Source organism: Gallaecimonas pentaromativorans, assembly GCF_003751625.1.
In the GTDB taxonomy this organism is placed as follows: Bacteria; Pseudomonadota; Gammaproteobacteria; order Enterobacterales; family Gallaecimonadaceae; genus Gallaecimonas; species Gallaecimonas pentaromativorans.
Map to the genome: position 1 here is coordinate 503,767 of NZ_RJUL01000002.1, position 18,533 is coordinate 522,299.

The window sequence follows — 18,533 nt, forward strand, 5'->3', positions numbered from 1 at the left end:
AGTTACCATGGCAAAAGTGCGCAAACCCTTGAATGACGGCCCGGATTGGACCTTTGACGATTTGGTGAAATACGACAAGGCCATCGCCGCCGTCGCCGAGCATTATGGCTTGGACACCTACCCCAACCAGATGGAAATCATCACCGCTGAGCAGATGCTGGACGCCTACAGCTCGGTCGGCATGCCTATCGGTTATAGCCACTGGTCCTATGGCAAAAAGTTCATCCAGTCTGAGCAGTCCTACCGGCGCGGTTTCATGGGCCTGGCTTATGAAATCGTCATTAACTCTGACCCTTGCATCGCTTATTTGATGGAGGAGAACAGTCTGCCAATGCAGGCGCTGGTCATCGCCCATGCCTGCTACGGCCACAACTCCTTTTTTAAAGGTAATTATCTTTTTAAAACCTGGACCGACGCCGAAAGCATCATCGACTATCTGGTGTTCGCCAAAAACTACATTCGTGAGTGTGAAGAACGCCATGGCCAGCGGGAGGTGGAAACCCTACTGGATGCTTGCCATGCCTTGATGAATTTCGGGGTGGACCGCTACAAGCGCCCTTCGGAGATATCCTTGGCCGAAGAAAAGCGCCGCCAGGAGGAGCGCGAGGCGTACTTGCAAAGCCAGGTCAACGAGCTTTGGCGTACCCTGCCCCAACCCAAGGAAGCAGCCTTTGAAGAACCCCGCTTCCCAGAAGAGCCCCAGGAAAACCTGCTGTATTTCATTGAAAAAAACGCGCCGCTGCTCGAACCCTGGCAGCGCGAAATCGTGCGTATCGTCCGCAAGATTGCCCAGTACTTCTACCCGCAACGCCAAACCCAGGTAATGAACGAAGGTTGGGCCACCTTCTGGCACTACACCTTGCTCAACCACCTCTATGACGAGGGCAAGGTGACAGACCGCTTCTTGCTGGAGGTATTGCACTCTCACACCAACGTGGTTTTCCAGCCCGAGTACAACAGCCGCTACTACAGCGGTATCAATCCCTATGCCCTGGGCTTTGCCATGTTCCGCGACATTCGCCGCATCTGTGAAGAGCCCACCGACGAAGACAAGGCCTTCTTCCCGGACCTCGCCGGCTCCAACTGGCTGGAAGCGGTGCATTTTGCCATGCAGAACTTCAAGGACGAGTCCTTTATCGGCCAGTATCTCTCACCCAAGGTGATGCGAGATTTGCGGCTTTTTGCCATCCGCGACGACGACAACAAGAACTACCTGGATGTTACCGCCATTCACAACGACGACGGTTACCGGGCCCTGCGCCAAACCCTGTCAGCCCAATATAACCTCGCCAACAACGAGCCAAACATTCAAGTTTATAAGGTCAACGTGCGGGGCGACCGGTCATTGACCTTGCGTTACGTGCCCCATAACCGCATACCGCTGCACGAAGGCACGGCTCAGGAAGTGCTCAAACACCTGCATTATCTGTGGAAGTTTGATGTGCATCTGGACGTGGAACACGGTAACGGCGAGGTGGAGCGGCGTTTGACCTGCCCTATGCAGTTAAAAAAAGGCGCCTGACGGCGCCTTTTCATTCTTAATCGACGATATCGGAAGGAATTTCACCGCGCATGCTGACCCAGACCCGCCCGGAGTCCAGCCCGTATTTGCGCACCACCGGCAGGGCCTCTTCAAACTTGTGCTGGCCTGCCAGCTCCTTGAGGGTGCTGTAGTATTTGCGCGCCAGCTCACGGGCCTTGGGGTTGGAGAAGTAGAACTTGCCCACCCGGCTGTAGAGGTTCTTAAAGCCGTTGAGGATCAGCACATAAATGGGGTTGCCGCTGGCACCTGACAGCGCGTGGTGCAGTTTGTAATCGTAGAGGGCGAACTCGACCGGGTCGTCGCTGATGGTATCCGCTTCTTCTAAAATCTTTACGGCTTTGTCGGGCGCATGCTTGAGGGCGCTACGGATAAAAATGGCGCTGATGTTGGTGCGGGCGGACAACAGGTGATCCACCAGCTCCGGAAAGCGATCCTGGTCCAGGCGTGCCAGGGTTTCGAGGATATTGAGGCCACTGGTTTCCCAGAAATTGTTCACCCGGGTAGGCTTGCCGTGCTGGATGGTCAGCCAACCGTCACGGGCCAGGCGTTGCAACACTTCACGCAAGGTGGTGCGGGTAACCCCGATGAGTTCAGACAACTCGCGCTCCGCAGGCAGAATTGAGCCCTGAGGGAAACGGTTGTTCCAGATAGACTCAATGATGTATTCCTCAGCAAATCCTGCTGGGCTTTGCGCTTTTATAATCATGCGGGTATCGCAGCCTGTTGTCGTTATTCGATATCGAAAGCCGATTCTAGCGGCGGCGCCCCAAAAAATAAACTTTTGGCTGAATTTGCGACGCTTTGCGGTGAACCGCCACAGGTAGGAGTGCAAAGTGCGGCAACAGTCCTTAAGATAGCCAAAAAACAATACATTCCGCTTACAGGGAACTTGCATGTCGTCAACCACAACACTGCCGCGGGCATTGGTGGCCAACTTTCTGGGTCACTCGCCTGACTGGTACAAGCTGGCTATCGTCTGCTTTTTGATAATCAACCCCATTGTCTTCGCGATAAGCCCTTTTGGCGCCGGTTGGCTGCTGATCGTCGAGTTTATCTTCACCCTGGCCATGGCGTTGAAATGCTATCCGCTGCAACCCGGTGGCCTGCTGGCCATTGAAGCGGTGGTCATCGGCATGACCAGCCCGGCCCACGTCAAGGCCGAGCTGCTGGCCAACCTTGAGGTGCTGCTACTGCTGATCTTCATGGTGGCCGGTATCCACTTCATGAAAGATTTGCTGCTGGCCATCTTTACCAAGTTGCTGCTGAAAGTCCGTTCAAAAATCATGTTGTCACTGGCTTTCTCACTGGCAGCAGCGTTTTTGTCGGCCTTTTTGGACGCTCTGACCGTGGTGGCGGTGATCATCGCCGTGGCCACCGGCTTTTACGCCATCTACCACAAGGTGGCCTCAGGCCAAGACCCTCATAAAGACGACCACGACCATACCTCGGACGAGCACGTCAAAGAGCTAACCCGTGACGACCTCAACCGATTCCGGGCCTTTTTACGCAACCTGATGATGCACGCCTCTGTGGGTACTGCCCTTGGCGGTGTTTGCACTATGGTCGGTGAGCCTCAGAACCTTATCATCGCCGAAAACGCCGGCTGGCAGTTTATCGAGTTCCTGCTGCGCATGGCCCCTGTGACCCTGCCGGTACTGATCTGCGGCCTGCTGACCTGCGCACTGGTCGAGAAATTCAGCTGGTTCGGTTACGGCGCTCAGTTGCCTGACAGCGTTCGCAGCGTGTTGCTGGATAACGCCAAAGCCCAGGATGCCAAGCGCACCCAGCGCGATGTTGCCCGCCTCTATATTCAAGGCCTAGTGGCCGTTTGGCTGATCGTAGGCCTGGCCATGCATCTGGCAGCCGTCGGTTTGATTGGCCTTAGCGTCATCATCCTCACCACCGCTGCCTGCGGCATCACCGAAGAGCACCAACTGGGCAAGGCCTTTGAAGAGTCCCTGCCCTTTACCGCGCTGCTGGCGGTGTTCTTTACCGTGGTGGCGGTGATCATCGACCAGCAGCTGTTCAAACCGGTTATTCATTGGGTATTGGATTTCGAGGGCAACAGCCAACTGCTGATGTTCTACGTTGCCAACGGCCTGTTATCCATGGTCTCGGACAACGTCTTTGTGGGCACGGTGTACATCAACGAAGTGCATGCCGCGCTCAATAACGGCACCATCACCCGTGACCAATTCGATCTGTTGGCCGTCGCCATCAACACCGGTACCAACCTGCCGTCGGTAGCCACACCCAATGGCCAAGCCGCCTTCCTGTTCCTACTGACCTCGGCGCTCGCCCCCTTGCTGCGCCTGTCTTATGGCCGCATGGTGTGGATGGCCCTGCCCTACACCATAGTGCTGACCATTGTCGGCATGATAACGGTGTACTGGTTCCTGCCGGACCTGACCCAGTGGCTCTACTCCCACGACCTGATACACCATCACCAGCCCGGCAGCTCACCGCTGCCATCTGGACACTGAGCAAAGAAAAGCCGTGCCAAAGCACGGCTTTTTCTGTTAAATAGCCTTCCATTATCACAATGAAATTGAGTAGGTTATGCTCGCCAAACTTGCCTCGCAACGTTCCTCCTGGCTATTGATGGCCGCCAGCGCCCTGCTCCTTGAAATGGTCGCGCTTTTCTTCCAATACGGTATGCGCCTTGAGCCCTGCGTGATGTGCGTGTACCAACGAGTGGCGGTGCTTGGCCTCTTTGGTGCCGGCTTGCTGGGGGCCATTGCCCCGGGCAACCTGGTGGTGCGCTGGGCCGGTTTTTCGGCCTGGGTGGTCAGCGCCGCCTGGGGCCTGAAATTGGCCTACGAGCACGTCGACCTGCAGCTCGACCCTTCGCCTTTCAAGCAATGCGCCTTCAAACCCGACTTTCCCGACTGGTTCAAGGTTGACCAATGGCTGCCAGCCATGTTCGAAGCCCGTGGCGATTGCACCCAAACCGTGTGGCACTTCCTGGGCCTGTCCATGCCCCAGTGGATGATGGTGATTTTTGCCCTGTTCCTGGTAGTCGCGGTGGTGGTTATCATCGGCCAGTTCTTCAAAAAAGCCCGCTGAGTCATCACTCGCAACAAAAAGCCCCGCCAATTGGCGGGGCTTTTTTTAATCAACATCTTCAAGGGGCCAGGTGACGATGAAATCGGCCGGGTCCAAGTCTAACCCCTCCGACACCGATTTGTGGCGCACCGACATGTCGGCGGCATGCATCTTGTGCTTCTTGCCGCCGTTCAGTAGCGGATGCCAACTCGGCAGGCCTCGGCCTTCCGAGAGGCGCCGATAAGCGCAACTGGGCGGCAGCCATTGAAAGTTGGCCAGGTTATCGGCACTTAGCTGCAGGCAGTCAGTTACCTTGGCAAAACGGTTGGCGTAGTCGCTGCAACCGCCGCTGCGAAGGTCCAGCAGCTCACAGGCCACCGCCGTGTGGTAAATCTCGTCGGTGTCTTCGTCCTGGAGTTTGTGCAGGCAGCACTTGCCGCAGCCGTCGCAAAGTCCTTCCCACTCGCTTTGGCTCATTTCCTTGAGCCCTTTGGTTTCCCAGTAGTGAACGCCGCTCATGGTGCCAGGGGCGGCCAGACGATGCGGTCTGCCAGCAGGCTGACCCCGGTGGCAAAGAAGTCTGAGCGGTTCCAGCGTTTGAGCACCTGGTAATTGTTGTACACCAGGTAAACCCGCCCTGAGGGGCCGTCCACGGCCTTGAGCTGGGCTTTCATGTCGGCCTTGGGCAGCGGACCACCATTAAAGCGGCGCACGCCGAGCTTGGCCCACTCGTCGAGGGATTTGATCTCGTCCTTCATGGCCCAGTCAAAACCTTGGGGCACCTTGACCTGGCGGCCCCAGATCTGGTCGTTTTGCCAACCGGCTTTGGCTAGGTAATTGGCGATGGAGGCAAACACATCGGCGGTGTCATGCCAGATGTCCTTTTTGCCGTCACCGTCGCCATCGACCGCCAGCGCCAAAAAGGAGCTGGGCATGAACTGGGTCTGGCCCATGGCGCCGGCCCAGGAGCCTTTGAACTCGGCCAGGGGCACATGGCCTTGCTCGAGAATCTTAAGGGCCGCCATCAGTTCGTCTTTGAAAAAGGACTCGCGGCGCCCTTCAAAGGCCATGGAGGTCAGGGCGGAGATCACCGGGAAGTTACCCTGCACCTTGCCAAAGCTCGACTCCTTGGCCCACAGCGCCACTATGTACTGGGGTTTAACACCATACTGTGCGGCAATACGGTCCAGCTCTTCTTTGTGCTTTTGGTATTGGGCGCGGGCCTGCTTGACCTTCCACTCCGGCACGGTGCGGTTGAGGTAGCCTTCAAGCGTGAGGCGGCTCTCGGGTTGGCTGCGGTCGGCGGCAATGGCCCTTTGCATCAGTTTGACGTCGGCAAAGGCGGCGTCCACCACCTCAGGCTTGATGCCCTGGGTCAGGGCTTCTGCTTTGAGCTTTTGCACATAGACGGCAAATTCCTGCTGGGTTTGCTCAGGCTCCGCCGCCTTGGCGCCAAAGGGCAGCATGGCCACCAGGGTCAACGCCAACAAGGTCTGTTTCATGACGCCCCCAGGGAAGCCCGGTGGGCTTTTAACAAGTCTTCGGGGGGCGGCGGCAGTTGCAGGTAGTAGCCTTTTTCATCCAGCTGCGCCTGCATCTCGGCGCCGCTCAGGCGGGCTAGCTTACGGTCGGGCTTGAGCAGCAGCTGGGTTACAAATACCGGGGCACCGAACAGCTCCAGCAGCTCTTGCGGTACTTGGCTGAAATCCCCTTTACCCGGAATATAAAGGTAGGTGTCAGCTTTTTTTGCACTTTTGTATACAGCGCACAACATAAGAGGTCATCGTCTTGCCTGGCGTGGGCCCTCACTATACCATGGCCGCTATGGACCAAGCACCCGTGAGCCCGGACGCTGCATGTCACTGTTGTTCAAAGGCACTTCATTTACGTTATCCGTACTGGCATTGACCGATGCCGATCTTGCTGACTTTGAAAATAAAGTCGCTGAAAAAGTGCAGCAAGCCCCCGGTTTTTTCCAAGCCGCTCCCCTGGTGGTGGATTTAGGTGCCTTGACCGAGGCGCCTAACTTGGCAAGGCTCAAAAGCGCCATTGCCAATCAGGGCATGGTGCCGGTGGGGCTGGTCAACTGCCCCGAAGCCCTCAAAGGCCTTGCCCGGGAAACCGGTTGGGCGGTGATGCAGCCGGGGCGCCAACCCACGGCGGCCAAAGCTGCCGCCCCCAAGGCCGAACCTCAGCAAGGGCCGGTTTACCTGGCAGCTCAGGTTCATCAGGGTCAGGTACGCTCGGGACAACAGCTTTATGCAAAAGACCGCGACCTTATCATCCTGGGTACGGTGGGCGCCGGCGCCGAAGTGATCGCTGACGGCTGTATCCATATTTACGGTAACCTGCGTGGCAGAGCCATTGCCGGTGCCAACGGTGATACCCAAGCCCGGATCTTCTGTCATAAGCTGGAGGCAGAGCTGGTTTCGGTCGCTGGTACTTACTGGTTAAGCGACGACCTGCAAGGAAGTCAGTGGCAAGCGCCCACGCAGGTCTGGCTAAAAGAAGAAAAACTGGCCCTGGGCCCATTGTAAGGAATTCAAGAGGACTTTATGGCGCGCATTATCGTTGTGACGTCAGGCAAGGGAGGCGTCGGCAAAACCACCTCCAGTGCCGCGATCGGAACAGGCCTGGCTCTGGCAGGCAAAAAAACCGTTATTGTCGACTTTGACGTGGGGCTGCGTAACCTGGATTTGATCATGGGTTGCGAACGCCGGGTGGTGTATGACTTTGTCAATGTCATCAATGGCGAAGCCAACCTCAACCAGGCCCTTATCAAGGACAAACGGGTGGATAAGTTGTCCATCCTGCCCGCCTCCCAGACCCGGGACAAGGAATCCTTGACCAAGGAAGGGGTGGAGAAGGTTTTGGCTGATCTCGCCAAAGACTATGACTACATCATCTGTGACTCCCCGGCAGGCATTGAAACCGGCGCCATGATGGCCCTGTACTTTGCCGACGAAGCCATCGTCACCACCAATCCGGAAGTCTCCTCGGTGCGCGACTCTGACCGCATCCTGGGCATTCTGGCCTCTAAATCTCGCCGCGCCGAGCAAAACCAGGAACCCATCAAGGAGCACCTGCTGCTGACCCGTTATAACCCCAGCCGGGTGAACAACGGCGACATGCTCAGCGTCGAAGACGTGCAGGAGATCCTCGCCATTCCGCTGCTGGGGGTTATTCCTGAGTCCCAGGCGGTGCTTCGCGCCTCCAATGCCGGCGAGCCGGTAAGCCTGGACAAGGAAAGCGATGCCGGTCAGGCCTACCTGGACACGGTGGCAAGGCTGCTGGGTGAAAGCATTCCCATGCGCTTTACTACCGAAGAGAAAAAAGGCCTGTTGAAACGGATTTTCGGAGGGTAAGGCATGTCCTTTCTGGATTACTTTCGTGCCAATAAGAAAAAGACGGCGAACCTGGCCAAGGAACGCTTGCAGATCATCGTTGCTCACGAACGTCATCGCCGCAATGGTCCTGATTACCTGCAGGATCTGGAAAGGGACATCCTGGCGGTGATCATGAAATACGTGAACATCAACCCCGACCAGGTTTCGGTAGCCCTCGAGCACCGCGACGACGAGCTGTCGGTGCTGGAACTCAACATCACCCTGCCGGAAGACAATCCCCCGCTAAGGTAGATGAAAAAAGGCGCCATCGGCGCCTTTTTTATTTCAAGCTGCCCAGCACCTCTTGGCGCCAGCCGCTTTGCAGCACCGGGATGCTGGCGCTCTCCCGCTCCTGTTCGCTAAGGCGGTAGTGGTAGCTGTACCAATCGTTAATCAGCTTTTTAGAGCCGATAAAGGCTTCTGGCAGGCCGGTTTTCTCGGCGGCCAGGGCCACTTTGTCCTTGATGGCGGCAAACTGCTCTTTGTAATCGGGCAGGTCAATCAGCCGCACTATGGGGGCTGGCCAGTCGCTTGAGGGCACATTCATGCCCTGCTCTACCAACCGCTGCAAGGCTTGGCCGTGGTGGCGCCATTCTTGAGGGGCCACCAGCGATTTTATCTCGTGAGCCCGCTCAGGCAGGCGCTTGGCGATGGCCCAGAGGTTTTCCTCGCGGATCACAAAATTAAGCGCCAAGTCGCGCCGTTTGGCTTCGCCCAGGCGCCAGCCCGCCAGTTCGCGCAGCACCGCCAGGTTCTGGGGCCCCAGTTGCCAGGCGTTTTTGATATCGATGTAGGCCAGTTCCGGGTTGGCGCCCCGGGCACGGCCCGATACCTGGCGCTCGCACTCTTCGGTGAGCCAGGCGCGGCGGCCAATGGCAATCAGAGCCGCATCCAGGCGCTGGTGCAGCTCTGGCAGGTAGAGCACGTCGTTGACGCAATAGGCGAGCTGGGCCTCAGTTAGCGGCCTTTTTAGCCAGTCGGTACGGGACTGGCCTTTGTCCAGGGTCACCCCAAATTCCTGCTCTACCAGGGCGGCGTAGCCAAGGGACATGCCTTTGTTACAAAGCGTCGCCGCTACCTGAGTGTCAAAGAGCGGCAGCAAAGGGCTTGGCAGCACATCCAAATCTTCACCGCAGGCGTGTAGCACTTTGGTCTCGGCGCCAACCAAGCGCTGCCACAGCGGCTCGAGGTCAGCCACTGCCAGCGGGTCAATCAGGTAGATGTCCTGGCCGGTGGTGAGCTGCACCAGGGCCAGCTGGGGGTTATAGGTGCGGACCCGCATAAATTCGGTGTCCAGGCAAAGGGGTTGGCTTGGGTCCAACGCATTGAGGCAGGCGTTTAGGTCGGCCTGGCTGGCAATCATCTGATAGTGCAAAAGCGCTCCTTAACAAAACGCCGGCAAGACGCCGGCGTTTTCTTCTTATTATCGAGGCCGTTAATTAACTGGCCGCTTTGACTTCTTCGTCCCGCAACGCTCGGCGCAAAATCTTGCCAACGTTGGTCTTGGGAAGCTCGTCCCGGAACTCGACCTTTTTCGGGATTTTGTAGCCGGTTAGGTGCTTACGACAATGTTGGATAAGCTCGTCGGCGGTCACACTGTTGTCTTTGGTCACCACGAAGATCTTCACCACTTCGCCGGAGTGCTCGTCCGGCACGCCGACGGCAGCCACTTCCAGCACCTTGGGATGCATGGCGACCACTTCTTCAATCTCGTTGGGGAAGACGTTGAAACCGGACACCAAAATCATGTCTTTTTTACGGTCAACGATACGGAAGAAACCCTGCTCATCCATGGTAGCAATATCGCCGGTGGCGAACCAGCCATCCTTGATGCTCTCGGCAGTCGCCTCAGGGCGATTCCAGTAACCGGCCATCACCTGCGGGCCCTTGACCCACATTTCGCCGGGTTTGCCCAGCTCTTCAACCAGTTCGCCGGTATCGGGTTCTTTGAGGACCACATCAGTGCTGGGCGCCGGAACCCCGATGGTGCCGCTAAAGCCTGGCGTGGTGTAGAGGTTGACGCACACCAGCGGTGCACACTCGGTCAGGCCGTAGCCTTCGAGCATGGGGTGGCCGGTTATTTTCTGCCAGCGCTCAGCAACCGGGCGCTGCAGGGCCATACCGCCCCCCAGAGCCAGCTTGAGGCGGCTGAAATCCAGCTTGGCAAAATCGTCATTGTGCATCAGGGCGCTAAACAAGGTATTTACCGCAGTAATAGCGGTAAAGGGGTACTTACCCATTTCCTTGATGAAACCGGGGATGTCACGGGGGTTGGTGATCAAGAGATTCCGGCCACCAAACTTCATAAACAGCAGGCAGTTCGCGGTGAGCGCAAAGATATGGTAGAGCGGTAGTGCGGTGATGATGAGTTCCTGGCCCGGCTTAAGCAAGGGCCCGAACATGGCTGTGGCCTGTTCGAGGTTGGCAATCATGTTGCGGTGGCTGAGCATCGCGCCTTTAGATACGCCGGTGGTGCCGCCGGTGTACTGCAAGAAGGCCAAGTCTTCACCGTCCACCTCGGGGCGATCATAACTTAGCTGCTTGCCCTCGGCCAGTACCGAACGAAAGCTAATGGCGCCCGGCAGCTCGTAGTGAGGCACCATCTTCTTGATGTATTTGACCACCAGGTTAACCAGGGTGCGCTTGGGCTGGCCCAGCATATCGCCAAGCTTGGTGAGAATAACGTGCTTGACCGGGGTATGAGCCACCACCTTTTGCAAGGTGTGGGCGAAGTTGGTGACGATAACAATGACTTCGGCGCCAGCGTCATTAAGCTGGTGCTCCAGCTCGCGGGGGGTGTAAAGCGGGTTGACGTTCACCACCACCATGCCGGCCCGTAGCACCCCAAAAAGGGCGATAGGGTATTGCAGAAGGTTGGGCATCATCAGCGCGACCCGGGCACCTTTTTCGAGTTTCAGTTCTTTTTGCAGGTAAGCGGCAAAATCACGGCTTTTCTCGTCCAGCTCCTTATAGGTGATCTCCTGGCCCATATTGACAAAGGCACTTTGGTCACCGTACTGCTGACAGGCATCTTCAAGGACGTTGAGCAGAGAGGGATAGTGGGCTGGATCAATCTCGGCGGGTACATCGGACGGGTAGCTTTTCAGCCAAATTTTTTCCACGAAGAATCTCCTTCCGGTTTCCATCCCGGTCTTTATCTATTGTTTTTATTCTCAACAACCCGAAATCGGGCCAACTGAGTTTTTACTCGAATTTTTCCGGATCATCCCATAGTGCAAGGGGTTACTCAAGATGGCGACACAAACTTTAGCCAGTTCACGTCAACGTTAACATCTTGGTTAAATGCATTGCCAATGCTTCTGGCTGCTGCAAATGGCAGTGGTGCCCTCCTTCCAGCCACACCGGTTCAATTCCACCGAGCAGCGTCAATTCCCGCTGGCGCCGTGCTTCGTCCTTGGTATAGAGACCCTCACTGCCCAGATACACGGCAATAGGGCAGGCGATACCAGCGACCAAGCTTTGCACCTGATCCGGGGTCAGACGCAGCGGCGAAGTGGTCTTGAGCCTAGGATCGGTACGCCAATGATAGCCATCCTCACGCAAAATGCTGGCCCGTCTGACCAGTGGCATAGCCTGCTGAGTGCTGAAATCGCCATTGTGGCTGCGCACTTGTGCCATTTCCCGTAGCGACGGATACACCCTGCCGGGCCGGCGCCCGTGCTTGAGGCGAGACAAAATCGCGGCTCGCAAGGTTTGGGCGGCGTGCTCGGGAGGGTTGGAGATGGGCAGCAGGCCGTCAATCAGCTGTAAGGTTTTAACCTTATCCGGGAACAATCCGGCAAAGGCGCTGCACAGCATGCCGCCCATGGAGTGCCCCACCAGATGCACGGCGCAGCCCAGCTGCTCCACCACCTGGTAGAGCTCAAGGAGGTAATCGACAAAGTAATAAGGGCCCTGGCGATGCTCGGAGTGGCCGTGGCCTGGCAAATCGAGGGCGATAAGCTCGCCATGCTGCCAGTGCTGGGCCAGAGCCTCGAAGCTACCCGAGTTGTCCATCCAGCCATGCAAGGCAAGCACCGGCTCACCCTGACCCCAGCACTGAGCGGCAAGGGTCAGGTCGGCCAAAACAAACTGGCGTTCGGTCATTGCGGCTTTTTAAAGCGCAGGGTCATACGGTCGCTTTCGCCAATGGCCAGGTATTTGGCCCTGTCTTGATCTTTAAGAGTCAAGGTTGGCGGCAAGGTCCAGACTCCAGCGGGGTAATCCTTGGTGTCTTTGGGGTTGGCGTTGATTTCGCTGCTGGCATCGAGCACAAAGCCGGCCTTTTTGGCATGCTCAATCACGTAATCGGTGGCCATGTAGCCTGAGCTGGCCATCTCGGCCTCGCTGGTGCCAGCTTTGGCGCGGTGCTCCACCACCCCGAAGGTACCGCCCGGTTTCAGGGCGCTAAAAGCGGCGCTGAACACGGTGTCCAACTGGCCACTTTTATGCCAGTTGTGGAGGTTACGAAAGGTCAGCACCATGTCGGCAGAGCCGGGAGCTGCCAGTTGCACCTCTTCGGGCGGCGCCAGCACCGCTAGGGAAACCTTGCCCCAACGGGCCTCGTTTTGCGCCAACAGGGCCTGGTAGGCCTTGCCGGCCCGAACGTAATAGCCTTCTTCGCCATTGGGGCCGGGCTGGGTGGAGAAACTGGCGGCAATAAAGTGCCCCTGGTCTTTGAGGTAAGGGGCCAAAATGGCGCTATACCAGCCGCTGGCGCCGGGCCACAGCTCCACCACCGTCATGGTGGGTTTAATGCCCATAAAGGCCAGGGTCTCGGCCGGATGGCGGTATTGGTCCCTTGCCACCTGGGCCTCGGGACGGGCACCACTGTGCACCGCTTGGTCGAGGGTGATGGCGCTGGCATTAAAACTCAGGGCCATAACGGCCCCGAGTACTGACATGTAAAGTGTCCTTGTCATTTTTGCTTCCCTGGTTGGTTATTGTTGCCCCGTGGCAACGGCTTGGGTGTGTAATCGGGTTTGGGTACCTTGGGCCCGGTTACTCGTGCCCGCTGCGGGCCGTAATAGTAGGGATGATAGAAGAAGGGGTCGCCCCAATACCCATAGCCGTAGCCGAAGGGAGAGCCCCAATAAGGACCCCAGCGATCAGGGTAATAATCCACTTGTTGCTGCGGTGCCCAGAGTTTGAAGTTACTGACGTTCAGCACCGGGTAGGTATAGGAAAAATCCCCCACCTGGCCTTTTTCGGCCTTACCGACAGTCCCCACCAGGGCGACGCGATACCCCTTGGGAATGGACACCGGATCGACAAAACCGTCAACATAGGCATAGAAACGGCCGGGGCTGGGGTTATCAAGGCTTGGCCGGCCGCTGTTGGTCAGTGAGGTGAACATCACCTCGATACGGGTTTTGTCCTTGAGATTGGTCACCCCCGTCACCACCCCACCCCAACGGGCGGTTTTGCCTACTTCCTGCCCTTCACGGGCCAGGTTATAAGCGGCGAGGTTGGTGCCTTCCGGCACTTTGAGCTCGTCGGGCATGCTGGCACATCCTGCCAGCAGCACAACCAGAGCCAGGCTCAGATTACGCCACATGGTTTACCTCCTAGTTACTACCCACACTACAGTAGATAGACCGATGAAAACCCAAAAAATCACGAAGATAGTGGCAGGTATTGCCGTTAATTGGTAGAGAAGGTGCCCGTCACCACCTGTGCCCAAGAGTAGTTGTAAAGGGGATAACAAGGCATTAACCAGCAAGGTAGCGGCCAGCAACGCCCACACCCAGCGCCCTTTGGCGCCCAGGCGCCACAGGCTAGCAAAACCGGCAACAAAAGCCGCCAGCAAAAAACCGCTCAGTAGGTCCCTGACCCAGAAAACCAAAACGCTCAGTATCGTAACTAGCAACAATGGGCTAAGCCAGCGCCAGGCCTGCCCTACCGTCGCCCCTTGCCACAGCAGCACCCCGGCAAGGCTTGCCGCCGGGTAGCCACTTAAACCAATAAGCACCGGCCAGCCGCCGCCGCTTAAGGTGTGGCCGGCGCCATTGGCGGCCAGCACCAATTGCCTGACGCTGCCGCCGGTGGCAAGCGTCACCAGGGCATGGCCAAGTTCGTGAAAAAAGGCGGTAAACCAGAGAAACGGCAGATTGAGGATGGGTATAAATTGCAGCAGAACTGCTGCCAGCAAGGCCAGTAGCAGGCGCTTCAAACGTAGAGATCCACCCCTAGCAGGGAAGACGCTTCTTCCTTGCGGGCTTGGCGGTCGAGGGATTGGTATTCAGCCACCGCCTTACGGTTGCGGCTGGAAGGTTGGTCGTATTGGACCTGATAATCCTGCGCCGCCGCCACCCCTTTGGCGCTGTAGCGCACCAGATCAGTACTGGCCGTAGCCGCGCCAGGCGACGACGGCGTGGCCGCCGGTACCGAGACCGGTGGCTGCGTACTGGGCTGATAGGGGTTGGATTGAATGCGCATTTAAGGCTCTATTCCCGACCGGGCAGTTTCTTCCAGGTTACTTTATCACGAAGATACACGGGCTCAACATTGAGTGCATCGGCGTAGCGACCCTCATTATAGGCGGCCTGTGCCAGAGGCAGCATAAAGCGGGCATCGGGAAGTGTGATGTCGCTCGCATCAAGCCCTAAGCTGGCAACCAGCTCCGGGTAGGCACCAAAGCCGGTGCCGACCGCCAGCGCCGGCCAGGGGCTGGTTACCTCTTGGGGCGCCAGCACCGCTTCTTCGCCCACCAGTTGCATCAGGCCGTCTTTGGCCTCGAAAGCCCCCACATACACTTCGCCCATGCGGGCATCGATGGCGGCCAGCACCTTTTGCTGGCCGGTCTGCATAAGCGCCTGCTGGGCCATGGCCGCCAGGTTGGAGACGGTCACCACCGGCTTGCCGGCCGAAAACGCCAGCCCCTGCACTATGCCAATACCAATGCGCACCCCGGTAAAGCTGCCGGGGCCACGGCCCACCACTAGGGCGTCGACGTCTTTTAGGCCAATGCCGGCTTGCGCCAGCAGGCTATCAATCATCGGCAAAATCTTTTGGGTATGCTGCTGTGGGCAGACTTCAAAACGGCCCAGCACCTCATCGCCTTTTAGCAGCGCGGCGCTGCAGGCTTCGGTTGCCGTATCCAGGGCAAGCAATACGGTCATTGTGTCTCCGAGAAAAACGCCAAGGCCTGGTTCAGATCCCGGGTGCGCTTGAATGGCGGCAGACTTTTGACAAAGGTCTGGCCATAAGGCCGGTTTACCAGGCGGTTATCGCAAATTACCAGCACCCCTCGGTCGTCAGAGTCGCGGATAAGGCGCCCTGCCCCCTGCTTTAAGGCAATAACGGCCTGAGGCAATTGCAGGGTGGCAAAAGGGTCTTCGCCTTTGAGGCGGCAATCTTCGCTGCGGGCTTGCAGCAAAGGGTCATCCGGATGGCCGAAGGGCAGTTTGTCGATAATAACACAGGACAGCGCCTCGCCCCGCACGTCCACCCCTTCCCAAAAGCTGCCGGTGCCCAGCAACACGCCGTTACCGGCCTCGACAAACTGCTCCAGCAAGGTGCGCTTGGGCGCGGTGCCCTGCACAAAGAGCGGAAAATCCAGTTTGTCTTCCAGCCAGCGGGCGGCCTGGCCCAGCATGCGATGGGAGGTAAAGAGCACAAAGGTGCGGCCACCAACCTTTTGAATAAGCGGCAGCAAGGGCGCCAACAGCTGCTCGGCCGAGCGCTGCATATTGGGCTCGGGCATATCCCTTGGCACCACCCATAAGCCTTGCTTGGGGTAGTCAAAGGGGCTGTCGAGAATAAGGGTTTTACTGGGTTTAAGGCCAAGCAGGCTACTGAAGTGGCCAAAGGCGTCGTCCACCGCCAAGGTGGCTGAGGTAAAAATCCAGGCCGAGGGGTGGTCGTCCACCAAGGCGGCGAACTTGTCCGCCACCGACAAGGGGGTCAGGTTCAGCGACAGATGGCGGCGGGTGGTTTCAAACCAATAGCTGAAACCGAGCTTGCCGGTGTCCAGCACCCGGGCCAGGCGATTTTTAATCACCGCCAGCCGCTCGTAGAGGTTGTCGGCGCTTTCGCTGCGGCCCAGGTTGCTTTTCAGCACTTCCACCACAAAATCGAGATCGCTGTTTACCTTGGCCAGCACCGGTTGCAGGCCTTTTTCGATTTGCCGCAGGTTGCCTTTTTGCGGCTCGTCTCCCAGGCCCAGGCGCATGTCCATGGTGGTGGTGGCCAGGCGCTCGGCGGCCAGGGCCAGTTGGCGCTGATCTTTAAGCTCGGTGCGCACGCACACTTCCACGTCTTTACACAGATCCTGGATCTGCCGGGTAGAAACCGACTCGCCGAAATACTGGCAGGCGATGTCTGGTAGCTGATGGGCCTCGTCAAAGATCACCGCATCGGCCTTGGGAATAAGCTCGCCAAAACCGGTGTCGCGAATGGCCATGTCGGCAAAAAAGAGGTGGTGGTTAATCACCACCAGGTCGGCATCCATGGCCTTTTTGCGGGCCTTGACCAGATAACAGTCTTCAAAATGTGGGCAATCACGGCCCAGGCAGTTCTCCGCCGTGGAGGTGACATGAGGAAAGACCCCGGCGTCTTCTGGCAGCGGCAGCTCGGCAATATCGCCGCTTTCGGTGCGCGGCGCCCAGCGGGTAACCTGGGTAAATTCGGCCAGTAGCGCCGGATCCAAGAGGTTGGTGTCGGCTTCCCGGGCCTTGAGCCTCGCCAGGCACAGGTAGTTGGCGCGGCCTTTTAGCAGCGACAGCGCGGGCGCCGTGCCTAGGGCGTCGCGAATGCGGGGCAAGTCTTTTAAAAACAGCTGCTCTTGCAGGGCCTTGGTACCGGTTGAGATAACGATTTTCTTGCCGGCCTTTAAGGCGGGCACCAGATAGGCAAAGGTCTTGCCGGTGCCGGTGCCGGCTTCCACCACCACGGTGCTGCGGTTATCGATGGCTTCTTCTACAAGGTGCGCCATATCCAACTGCGGCGCGCGGGGCTTGAAGCCGTCAATAGCCTTGGCCAGGGGGCCTTGGGGGGAGAAAAGTTCGTCGAGAGTCATCGGGGCACGGCCAGCTAATCGAGCTGGGGAGCTTAACACGGCGCCCTTCAGGCAAAAAGATCGACATCCGGGGCGCTGTTGTCTTCGTCTTCTAAGTCAATGCCGCGGCGATCGTAATAATGCATGGTCTGCCCTTTGCGCTTACGGCGGCGCCGGTCCTGTTGCTCACGGCGCTTGTTCTGCCGGTCTTCAGTCTCGGCAACGGCATCGGGATGCGCTTCGGTTTTACTGGTAGGTTGCGTCTTTTGCACCTCCTGAACCTTGCGCTCCGGTTGCGTGGGCTCCGGGTTCGGCTTGGGCAGAAAGGGCAAAAACGGGTCAAGACTGATCATCGTTATCACCTCTGCTTATTTATCGACCAAAATTTCATGGTCTTTAGGGGTTGTCAATCCATTGGCGGGTCGGGTATGGTGAATGCACTGACTTTTCGAGCGCATATTTACGCACATGAACACTTTCCTCCTGAACAACGTGCACCATCATCATCACGCCACCGAGTAGCCTTCAGGAGGATATTCGACTGGAAGGCTATGGTCCTTCCGGCGGATGTCAAAGGTCATAAGTACCAGACAAAAACCCCGGCAGGACACCTAGCCGGGGTTTTTACTTACTTAGGACCAACATCATGACCACCGACAAAACACGCTTACGCATCGCCATCCAAAAATCCGGGCGCTTGAGCCGCGACAGCGAAAAGCTGCTGTCCCAACTGGGCGTTAAATTCGTGATGCGCGATAACCGCCTTATCGCCCACGCCGAGAACCTGCCCATCGACATCCTGCGGGTCCGTGACGACGACATCCCGGCCCTAGTGATGGACGGCATTATCGACCTGGGCATCGTCGGCCAAAACGTACTGGAAGAAGTGGAGCTGGAGCGCCAGGCCGACGCCATGCCAGCCCGTTACCGCGAGCTCAAGGCCCTGGGTTTTGGCAAATGCCGTTTGTCTCTGGCCATCCCGGAGGACGAGGAATTTGCCAGCGCCGAGGCCCTTGACGGCAAAATTATCGCCACCTCCTACCCGCGCCTGTTGGGCCGTTATCTCGCCGCCAAAGGCACCAGTTTTAAAAACTGCCAACTGAACGGCTCGGTGGAAGTGGCCCCCCGCGCCGGCCTGGCTGACGCCATCTGCGATCTGGTATCCACCGGTGCCACCTTGGAGGCCAACGGTCTTAAGGAAGTGGAAGTCATCTACCGCTCCCAGGCCACCTTGATCGCCCGCGAGCAGGCCTTTGAGCCGGCCAAGCAGCAGCTTATCGACACCCTGATGACCCGCCTGCAAGGGGTGCTGAGCGCCCGCGAAAGCAAGTACATCATGCTGCACGCCCCCAAAAACAAGCTCGGCGAAATCGTCAAATTGCTACCCGGCGCCGAAAACCCCACCATCTTGCCCCTCGCAGGCCAAGAGGGTGAAGAGGTAAAAGTGGCGCTGCACGCGGTGGCCAGCGAAACCCTGTTCTGGGAAACCATGGAAGCCCTCAAGGCCCTGGGCGCCTCCAGCATCCTGGTGCTGCCCATTGAGAAAATGTTGGAGTAAGCC

21 protein-coding genes are annotated in these 18,533 nt (G+C 57.9%); 7 read left to right on the plus strand and 14 right to left on the minus strand.

Annotated features, from left to right (window positions below):
- Positions 1 to 7: 7 nt before the first annotated feature.
- Complete coding sequence (locus EDC28_RS05210; RefSeq protein ID WP_050657542.1) at positions 8 to 1,522, plus strand: SpoVR family protein; 1,515 nt, start codon at positions 8 to 10, stop codon at positions 1,520 to 1,522.
- A gap of 16 nt (positions 1,523 to 1,538) precedes the next feature.
- Here the strand turns inward: EDC28_RS05210 and fadR are convergent, their stop codons facing one another.
- The gene (gene fadR, locus EDC28_RS05215; RefSeq protein ID WP_050657541.1) at positions 1,539 to 2,249 is read right to left on the minus strand and encodes a fatty acid metabolism transcriptional regulator FadR; all 711 of its coding nucleotides are present in this window, start codon (positions 2,247 to 2,249) and stop codon (positions 1,539 to 1,541) included.
- Positions 2,250 to 2,436: 187 nt separating this feature from the next.
- On the opposite strand from fadR, the gene nhaB reads away from it, so the two are divergent.
- Positions 2,437 to 4,026: a sodium/proton antiporter NhaB gene (gene nhaB, locus EDC28_RS05220; protein WP_050657540.1), complete on the plus strand. Its 1,590-nt coding sequence runs from the start codon at positions 2,437 to 2,439 to the stop codon at positions 4,024 to 4,026.
- Between the two features lie 76 nt (positions 4,027 to 4,102).
- Positions 4,103 to 4,609, plus strand: coding sequence for a disulfide bond formation protein DsbB (gene dsbB / locus EDC28_RS05225; protein ID WP_050657539.1), 507 nt, complete (start codon positions 4,103 to 4,105; stop codon positions 4,607 to 4,609).
- A gap of 45 nt (positions 4,610 to 4,654) precedes the next feature.
- On the opposite strand, the gene EDC28_RS05230 is transcribed toward dsbB, so the two are convergent.
- From EDC28_RS05230 to EDC28_RS05240, 3 genes are read right to left on the minus strand one after another with little or no spacing between them, the layout of a single operon-like run.
- Positions 4,655 to 5,107 carry a YcgN family cysteine cluster protein gene (locus EDC28_RS05230; protein WP_123420889.1) on the minus strand — a complete coding sequence of 151 codons (453 nt, stop codon included), beginning with the start codon at positions 5,105 to 5,107 and terminating at the stop codon, positions 4,655 to 4,657.
- Complete coding sequence (locus EDC28_RS05235) at positions 5,104 to 6,090, minus strand: lytic murein transglycosylase (RefSeq protein ID WP_050657537.1); 987 nt, start codon at positions 6,088 to 6,090, stop codon at positions 5,104 to 5,106. Before EDC28_RS05235 ends, EDC28_RS05230 begins: the two co-directional genes overlap by 4 nt.
- Entirely contained in the window at positions 6,087 to 6,362 is a 276-nt protein-coding gene (locus EDC28_RS05240; RefSeq protein ID WP_050657536.1) for a YcgL domain-containing protein, read from the minus strand. The genes EDC28_RS05235 and EDC28_RS05240 overlap by 4 nt, the downstream gene beginning before the upstream one ends.
- Before the next feature lie 82 nt (positions 6,363 to 6,444).
- On the opposite strand from EDC28_RS05240, the gene minC reads away from it, so the two are divergent.
- Genes minC through minE form a run of 3 tightly spaced genes read left to right on the plus strand, consistent with a single transcriptional unit; the run spans position 6,445 to position 8,226 of the window.
- Entirely contained in the window at positions 6,445 to 7,125 is a 681-nt protein-coding gene (minC, locus tag EDC28_RS05245; protein WP_123420890.1) for a septum site-determining protein MinC, read from the plus strand.
- An 18-nt stretch (positions 7,126 to 7,143) separates the two neighbouring features.
- Positions 7,144 to 7,953: a septum site-determining protein MinD gene (gene minD / locus EDC28_RS05250; protein WP_050657534.1), complete on the plus strand. Its 810-nt coding sequence runs from the start codon at positions 7,144 to 7,146 to the stop codon at positions 7,951 to 7,953.
- A gap of 3 nt (positions 7,954 to 7,956) precedes the next feature.
- Complete coding sequence (minE, locus tag EDC28_RS05255) at positions 7,957 to 8,226, plus strand: cell division topological specificity factor MinE (RefSeq protein ID WP_050657533.1); 270 nt, start codon at positions 7,957 to 7,959, stop codon at positions 8,224 to 8,226.
- A gap of 28 nt (positions 8,227 to 8,254) precedes the next feature.
- On the opposite strand, the gene rnd is transcribed toward minE, so the two are convergent.
- The 10 genes from rnd to EDC28_RS05305 all read right to left on the minus strand — a co-directional run bounded on the left by rnd (position 8,255) and on the right by EDC28_RS05305 (position 17,325).
- Positions 8,255 to 9,349: a ribonuclease D gene (gene rnd / locus EDC28_RS05260; protein ID WP_148049808.1), complete on the minus strand. Its 1,095-nt coding sequence runs from the start codon at positions 9,347 to 9,349 to the stop codon at positions 8,255 to 8,257.
- A gap of 64 nt (positions 9,350 to 9,413) precedes the next feature.
- Positions 9,414 to 11,096, minus strand: coding sequence for a long-chain-fatty-acid--CoA ligase FadD (fadD, locus tag EDC28_RS05265; RefSeq protein WP_123420892.1), 1,683 nt, complete (start codon positions 11,094 to 11,096; stop codon positions 9,414 to 9,416).
- A 154-nt stretch (positions 11,097 to 11,250) separates the two neighbouring features.
- The gene (locus EDC28_RS05270) at positions 11,251 to 12,081 is read right to left on the minus strand and encodes an alpha/beta fold hydrolase (protein WP_123420893.1); all 831 of its coding nucleotides are present in this window, start codon (positions 12,079 to 12,081) and stop codon (positions 11,251 to 11,253) included.
- Positions 12,078 to 12,878 (minus strand): class I SAM-dependent methyltransferase, encoded by an 801-nt coding sequence (locus EDC28_RS05275; protein ID WP_336391496.1) that lies wholly within the window; start codon positions 12,876 to 12,878, stop codon positions 12,078 to 12,080. The genes EDC28_RS05270 and EDC28_RS05275 overlap by 4 nt, the downstream gene beginning before the upstream one ends.
- A 14-nt stretch (positions 12,879 to 12,892) precedes the next feature.
- A complete protein-coding gene (locus EDC28_RS05280) occupies positions 12,893 to 13,531 on the minus strand; it encodes a Slp family lipoprotein (RefSeq protein ID WP_123420895.1) in 639 nt (212 codons plus the stop codon).
- A gap of 3 nt (positions 13,532 to 13,534) precedes the next feature.
- Complete coding sequence (locus EDC28_RS05285; protein ID WP_170164034.1) at positions 13,535 to 14,146, minus strand: M50 family metallopeptidase; 612 nt, start codon at positions 14,144 to 14,146, stop codon at positions 13,535 to 13,537.
- Positions 14,143 to 14,412 carry a hypothetical protein gene (locus EDC28_RS20435; RefSeq protein ID WP_050657526.1) on the minus strand — a complete coding sequence of 90 codons (270 nt, stop codon included), beginning with the start codon at positions 14,410 to 14,412 and terminating at the stop codon, positions 14,143 to 14,145. The genes EDC28_RS05285 and EDC28_RS20435 overlap by 4 nt, the downstream gene beginning before the upstream one ends.
- Before the next feature lie 8 nt (positions 14,413 to 14,420).
- Positions 14,421 to 15,095, minus strand: a complete 675-nt coding sequence (tsaB, locus tag EDC28_RS05295) for a tRNA (adenosine(37)-N6)-threonylcarbamoyltransferase complex dimerization subunit type 1 TsaB (protein WP_123420897.1) — start codon at positions 15,093 to 15,095, stop codon at positions 14,421 to 14,423.
- The gene (locus tag EDC28_RS05300; protein ID WP_050657524.1) at positions 15,092 to 16,993 is read right to left on the minus strand and encodes a DNA repair helicase YoaA; all 1,902 of its coding nucleotides are present in this window, start codon (positions 16,991 to 16,993) and stop codon (positions 15,092 to 15,094) included. The genes tsaB and EDC28_RS05300 overlap by 4 nt, the downstream gene beginning before the upstream one ends.
- A 47-nt stretch (positions 16,994 to 17,040) precedes the next feature.
- Positions 17,041 to 17,325: a hypothetical protein gene (locus tag EDC28_RS05305; protein ID WP_050657523.1), complete on the minus strand. Its 285-nt coding sequence runs from the start codon at positions 17,323 to 17,325 to the stop codon at positions 17,041 to 17,043.
- Positions 17,326 to 17,618: 293 nt separating this feature from the next.
- Here EDC28_RS05305 and hisG point away from each other — a divergent pair, with 293 nt between their 5' ends.
- Positions 17,619 to 18,530: an ATP phosphoribosyltransferase gene (gene hisG, locus EDC28_RS05310; RefSeq protein ID WP_123420898.1), complete on the plus strand. Its 912-nt coding sequence runs from the start codon at positions 17,619 to 17,621 to the stop codon at positions 18,528 to 18,530.
- The last annotated feature ends 3 nt before the right edge of the window (positions 18,531 to 18,533 follow it).